General features: G+C 69.7%; 6 protein-coding genes. 4 read left to right on the top strand and 2 right to left on the bottom strand.

Annotated features, from left to right (window positions below; translation table 11 throughout):
* Nucleotides 1–182: 182 nt before the first annotated feature.
* On the top strand, nt 183–1820 hold the full coding sequence (locus JNK30_RS11030) for a hypothetical protein (RefSeq protein WP_293482288.1): 1638 nt from the start codon (nt 183–185) through the stop codon (nt 1818–1820).
* On the opposite strand, the gene JNK30_RS11025 is transcribed toward JNK30_RS11030, so the two are convergent.
* Nucleotides 1817–2008, bottom strand: coding sequence for a hypothetical protein (locus JNK30_RS11025; protein ID WP_293482287.1), 192 nt, complete (start codon nt 2006–2008; stop codon nt 1817–1819). The two genes, JNK30_RS11030 and JNK30_RS11025, sit on opposite strands and share 4 nt — an antisense overlap.
* Nucleotides 2009–2154: 146 nt before the next feature.
* Here JNK30_RS11025 and JNK30_RS11020 point away from each other — a divergent pair, with 146 nt between their 5' ends.
* The 3 genes from JNK30_RS11020 (at nt 2155) to JNK30_RS11010 (ending at nt 4613) form a co-directional block, all read left to right on the top strand.
* Nucleotides 2155–2571 (top strand): rubrerythrin family protein, encoded by a 417-nt coding sequence (locus JNK30_RS11020; protein WP_293482286.1) that lies wholly within the window; start codon nt 2155–2157, stop codon nt 2569–2571.
* 66 nt (nt 2572–2637) lie between these two features.
* Nucleotides 2638–4020, top strand: a complete 1383-nt coding sequence (locus JNK30_RS11015) for a heterodisulfide reductase-related iron-sulfur binding cluster (protein WP_293482285.1) — start codon at nt 2638–2640, stop codon at nt 4018–4020.
* Nucleotides 4020–4613: a DUF3501 family protein gene (locus JNK30_RS11010; RefSeq protein ID WP_293482284.1), complete on the top strand. Its 594-nt coding sequence runs from the start codon at nt 4020–4022 to the stop codon at nt 4611–4613. The genes JNK30_RS11015 and JNK30_RS11010 overlap by 1 nt, the downstream gene beginning before the upstream one ends.
* Nucleotides 4614–4708: 95 nt before the next feature.
* On the opposite strand, the gene JNK30_RS11005 is transcribed toward JNK30_RS11010, so the two are convergent.
* Nucleotides 4709–5654, bottom strand: a 946-nt coding sequence (locus JNK30_RS11005) for a PAS domain-containing methyl-accepting chemotaxis protein (RefSeq protein ID WP_293482283.1), incomplete at its 5' end; no start/stop codon positions are given.

Genomic DNA, 5654 nt, shown 5'->3' with positions numbered 1-5654 from the left:
CCTCGCCCCACGCTCGGCCTACCTGCTCGACGGCGAGGCGAGATGGACCTGGGAGCACAGCCTTCCGGAGGCCAAGGCGCACCGCTTCTCGATCACCTTCCGCAATCTGCGCGCCCCCGCCTGACCAAGGGCGTTGCAGCGGGTGCTCAGACCGTGTCGGATGACGCGCGGGAGGGCGAAGCATGACCCATGTGGATCTGGCGCTGATCGGCGCGCTGGTCGCGTTCGTCCTGGCCTGGTGGCTCCGCCCTCTGCCGGGGCGCCTGGCCATCCTGTGGACCCTCGCCGCGCTTGTCGTGCTCCTGGGCCTCTACGGGCTTATCGACGACCGCTGGCAGAATGGCGTGGGCGCCGCCGTGGGCTTGGTGTTCCTGCTGGTGCTGGGGATCAACCGGCTGCGCCGCGCCCCCCGGCGCGAGGGCTGGCCCTATGTCTCCGGCCCGCTGTTCGGCATCCTGGCGGCCGTCGCCGCGGCGTCGATCGTGCTGTTCCCGGTCGATCCGCTCCCCAAGCCGTCCGGCCGCCATCCGGTGGGCGTGCGGAGCTTCGAGCTGGTCGACGCCGCGCGGCCGGGTCTCATCTCGGCCAGGCCCGAGGAACTGCGCCGTCTGCTGGTCCGGGTCTGGTACCCGGCGGGATCGGTGGCCGGGCTCAAGCCGCGCCGGTACTTTTCCGAGGCCGAGGCCGATACGACGGCCCGGACGCTGGGCGAGCTGGTGGGTTTCGGGCCGTTCTTCACCTACGTGAAGCACGTGCGGACCAATTCGTACGAGGCGGCTCCGCTACTGGCCGGCGCGACAGGGCTGCCCGTGGTCTTCTACAGCCACGGTTACACCTCGTTCCTGTCCCAGAACACGGCGCTGATGGAGGAGCTGGCGAGCCACGGCTACGTCGTCGTCTCGGTCCAGCACACCTACGACTCGTCCTCGACGGTGTTCCCGAACGGGGACGTGGCGCCGGCAGATCCGAAGCTCGCCGACATGGCGCAGGAGACCGACGGCCCGGTCGCCAGGGCGCAGAACCAGGCCATCGGAGGCGCCACGCTCGACGAGCGGCTGGAAGGCTACCTGGCGCTCCGCGAGATGGCGCTGTCCGGCCAGAACGACCGGCTGGCCCGCAGCGGCGAGATCTGGGCGGCTGACCGCATCTTCGTGCACGACCAGCTTCAGCGCGGCGCCGCGCCGCCGGCGATCCGCGAGATCATGGCCGCCGCCGACCTGACCCGCGTCGGCGAGATGGGCATGTCGTTCGGCGGCGCCACCGCCGGCACGGTGTGCATGAGCGACCGCCGGTGCGCGGCCGGCGTGAATCTGGACGGCGGGGACTTCCCCTTCGCAGCCTTCGCCGCCGACGTGCCCGCGCCGTTCCTGATGTTCCACTCCGACGTGGCCAACATCAGCAAGCGCGTGGGCGCGGCGCCGCCCGCCCAGCCGCGGAGCTTCAACGAGTTCAGCTACGAGCCCTTCGCCACGGCCGGGCGGCGCGCCGATGTGTACCGCGTCCAGCTGAAGGGCTCGCAGCACCTGGGTCTGTCGGACTTCTCGCTGTTCGTGCGCCGTCCTGTGCGCGACCCCCTGTTCGGTTCCGCCCCGGCCACGGTGATGGTCGGCGCACAGAACGACTTCGTGCGCGCGTTCTTCGATCGCCACCTTCGCGGCGCGAACAACCGCTTCCCGCAGCCGCAGATGGCTCGCTACGAGCGGTGGGTCACGCCGCTGAGGGTGGACGCCGTGCGTAACTGGTGGGCGGCCAAGCCCGCGGAAGAGCAGGCCGGCATCCTGGCCCGGATCGAAAAGGCCCGGGCGGCGCCTGCACCTTAGGCCGTCCGGCCTTCGCCGGTCTCGCGACGGGCCTTTTCGAGGTCTTCGCCTTCCGGACCGTCGAGAGCGGCCTCGGCCTCGCGGGCCTTCTCCTCGACAGGACCGTTCTCGGCGAAGTCGTGCTGCATGTCCTGGTACTTCTTGCCCGACACGTAGTCGCCTTCACCCTGGATCTTGTTGTCAGCCATTGCAGGAACTCCTCGCTACCCGGCGAGGAACCCCGAAGCCGAGACACGGCTCCATAGAGCGCGTCGATGGGCGGCATAGAACCAATCATGTTGATCCCGAGCGCCGCAGGGTCATAGTCCCGCCTGACGTTCAGGGAGATGAACAAATGTCGCTCGCGAGCAGCAAGACGATCGAGAACCTCAAGGCCGCCTTCGCCGGCGAGAGCCAGGCGAACCGCCGCTACCTCTACTTCGCGCAGAAGGCCGACGTGGAAGGCTACAACGACGTCGCCGCCGTGTTCCGCTCGACCGCGGAAGGCGAGACCGGCCACGCGCACGGGCACCTGGAGTTCATGGAAGGCGTCGGCGATCCCGCCACGGGCCTGCCGATCGGCGGCACCGCCGACAATCTGAAGGCCGCCATCGCCGGCGAGACGCACGAGTACACCGACATGTACCCGGGCATGGCGCGCACGGCGCGCGAGGAAGGCTTCGACGAGATCGCCGACTGGTTCGAGACCCTCGCCAAGGCCGAAAAGAGCCACGCCGGCCGCTTCCAGCGCGCGCTCGACACTCTGGACTGATCCGTTCCAAGGCGTGTCATCCCGGCCGCGCGAGGCCGGGATGACGCTCTGTTCGAGGGCTGAGGCTTGAGCGAAGACCGCACCGCACCCGAGGCGTCCGGCGGGCCTCCGCGCGAGGGCAGCCTCGATGCGCCGTTCCGCCGGCCGATCGCCTGGCAGGACCCGGACTACTACGACCTCGAGAAGGTCCACGCCGAACTGCAGCGGCAGTTCGACGTCTGTCACACGTGCCGGCGCTGCTTCAACCTGTGCGACAGCTTCCCGCGCATGTTCGACGCCATCGACGAGGGCCCGACGGGCGAGATCGACGGCATCGGCCCCAAGGAGCACGCTCACATTGCGGAGGCCTGCACCCTCTGCGACATGTGCTTCCTGACGAAGTGCCCCTATGTGCCGCCGCACCCGTTCGACATCGACATTCCGCACCTGATCCTCCGCTACCGGGCCGCCAAGCGGCGGGAGGGCCACAAGGAGTGGGTGCGCGAGCAGCTGGGCGAGACCGACCGCAACGGCAAGCTGGCCAAGCCGGTCGCGCCCATCGCCAACTGGGCCAGCGCGCGCAGCAACACGCCGCTCCGCAAGCTGCTGGAGTCCATCGCCCACATCGACGCCGAGGCCGAGCTGCCGAGGTACGTCAGCAAGACGGCGAGCGACCGGCTGAAGGGGCCCATGGCGCCCAACCCGAACGGGCCCGCCTTCGGCAAGCGCAAGGTGGCGATCTACGCGACCTGCTTCGTCGACTACAACAAGCCCGACACGGCCGTGGCCGCCGCCCGGGTGCTGGCGCACCAGGGCTGCGAGGTGAAGCTGGTCTACCCCGAGTGCTGCCGGATGCCCCAGCTCGAGGCCGGCGACCTCAAGACCGTCGCCGGCGCGGCCGAGCGGGTGTCGAAGGTCTTCGCGCCCCTGGTCGCCGACGGCTGGGACGTGGTGGCGCTCACCGCGTCCTGCGGCCTGATGATGAAGTTCGAGTGGCCGCTGATGCTGCCCGAGAACAAGGACGTGGCGCACCTCTCGCGGGCGACCAAGGACATCTGCGAGTACGTGGTGGAGCTCTCCAAGGCCCATGGCCTGGCCGAGGGCATCCAACCGCAGAGCGGCGGCGTCACCGTCCACCACGCCTGCCACGCGCGCGCCCAGAACATGGGCGCCAAGTCGGTGGAGATGCTGAAGCTGATCCCCGGCCTGAAGGTCGACATCGTCGAGCGCTGCTCGGGCCATGGCGGCACCTTCGGCGTCATGAAGGGCACCCATGAGGTCGCCAACAAGGTGGGCCGCCCCGCCGCCCGGCAGGTGATCGCCAAGGGCAACGAGACCCTGTGCTCGGACTGCCCGCTCGCCTGCAAGCACATGGTTCAGCTGATCGCGGACGACACCAAGGTCGAGACGCCGGCCCCGGCCGAGGCGCACCCGATCGAGGTCATGGCGCGCGCGTACGGAGTGATGTGATGCCGATTTCGGAACGCAGGGTCACGCTTCAGGATCTGTTGCCCGACGCCGAGTTCGCCCAGCGCCGCAAGGCCTGGCGGAGCGAGCTCCTGCCGGTGAAGCGGCTGCGCCGGATCGAACTCGGCCCGCACTGCACGTTCTACTTCGAGTGCTTCGACACCATGCTCTTCCAGATCCAGGAGATGCTCCTGATCGAGAAGGGCGGGGCCGAGCAGGCGCCGGACGAGCTGGCCGCCTACAATCCGCTCATCCCTCAGGGGTCCGAGCTGGTGGCCACGGTCATGTTCGAGATCGACGACCCTCTGCGCCGCCAGACGATCCTGTCGCGGCTCGGCGGCGTCGAGGACTGCTTCTTCCTGCAGGTCGGCGGCGAGCGGATCGCCGGCGTGCCCGAGGGCGACGTCGAGCGCACCCGCGAGGACGGCAAGACCAGCTCCGTCCACTTCCTGCGCTTCCCGCTGAAGCCCGAACACATCGCCCGCTTCCGCGACCCGGCCACGGAGATCCTCGTGGGCTGCGGGCACGAGCGCTACAGCCACCTCGCCGGCCTGTCGCCCGCCACGCGCGCCGAACTGTCCCGCGACTTCGCCTGACGCAGGAACGGCCCGACGCGAAAAGGGGCCGGCCCCTGACGGGCCGACCCCCTTCCTGACGCCGGGCGCCGCGAGGGGCGCCGGAACCCGAGGTCCTACTTCAGCAGCGTGTCGACCTGGCTGGTGAGCGTCACCGCCTGGGCGGCCAGCTCGTCCGACGCGGCCAGCAGCTCGGCCGAGGCCTCGCCGGTCTGGACCACGCCTTCGCGCAGCCGCTCGATGTTCGACGACACCTCGCGGGTGCTTTCCGCCGCTTCCACCACGTTGGACGAGATCTCGCCCGTGGCCGCCGACTGTTCCTCGACGGCGCTCGCGATCGCGGAGGCGATCTCGGCCACCTTGCCGATGGTCTCGGCGATGCCGTGGATCGCGGTCACCGAGGTGGCCGTCGCCTGCTGCATCGCCGCCACTTCCGACGAGATCTCGTGGGTGGCCTTGGCGGTCTGGTCCGAGAGGCTCTTCACCTCCGAGGCCACCACCGCGAAGCCCTTGCCGGCGTCGCCGGCGCGGGCCGCCTCGATGGTCGCGTTCAGCGCCAGCAGCTTGGTCTGGCCGGCGATGTTGTTGATCAGCGTGACCACGTTGCCGATCTTCTGCGCCGCCTCGGCCAGGGACTGGATCGCCGCGCTGGTCTTGTCGGTCTCGGCCACCGCCTGCTGGGTGATGTTGGTGGACTCGGCGACCTGGCGGGCGATCTCGGCGATCGACGCCGACAGCTCCTCGCCGGCGGCCGACACCGTCTGGACGTTCGTGGACGCCACCTGGGCGGCGTTGGACACGGACGTCGCCTGGTCCGAGGCTTCCTGCGCGGTCTGCGACATCGACTCGGCGGTGGCGCGCATCTCGGCGGCCGCCGACGACACGATCTCGGCCACCTCGCGGACACGCTCGGCGGCGCGGCGCTGCTCGGTGATCTCGGTGATGTCGGTGGCGTACTTCACGACCTTGTAGGGGCGGCCGTTGAGGTCGAAGATCGGGTTGTAGCTGGCCTGCAGCCAGATCTCCTTCCCGCCCTTGCCGAAGCGCTGGTACTTGCCGCTG

It is taken from the genome of Phenylobacterium sp., from assembly GCF_016793225.1.
GTDB lineage: Bacteria > Pseudomonadota > Alphaproteobacteria > Caulobacterales > Caulobacteraceae > Phenylobacterium.
This window is presented reverse-complemented; position numbering and strand designations above follow the sequence as displayed.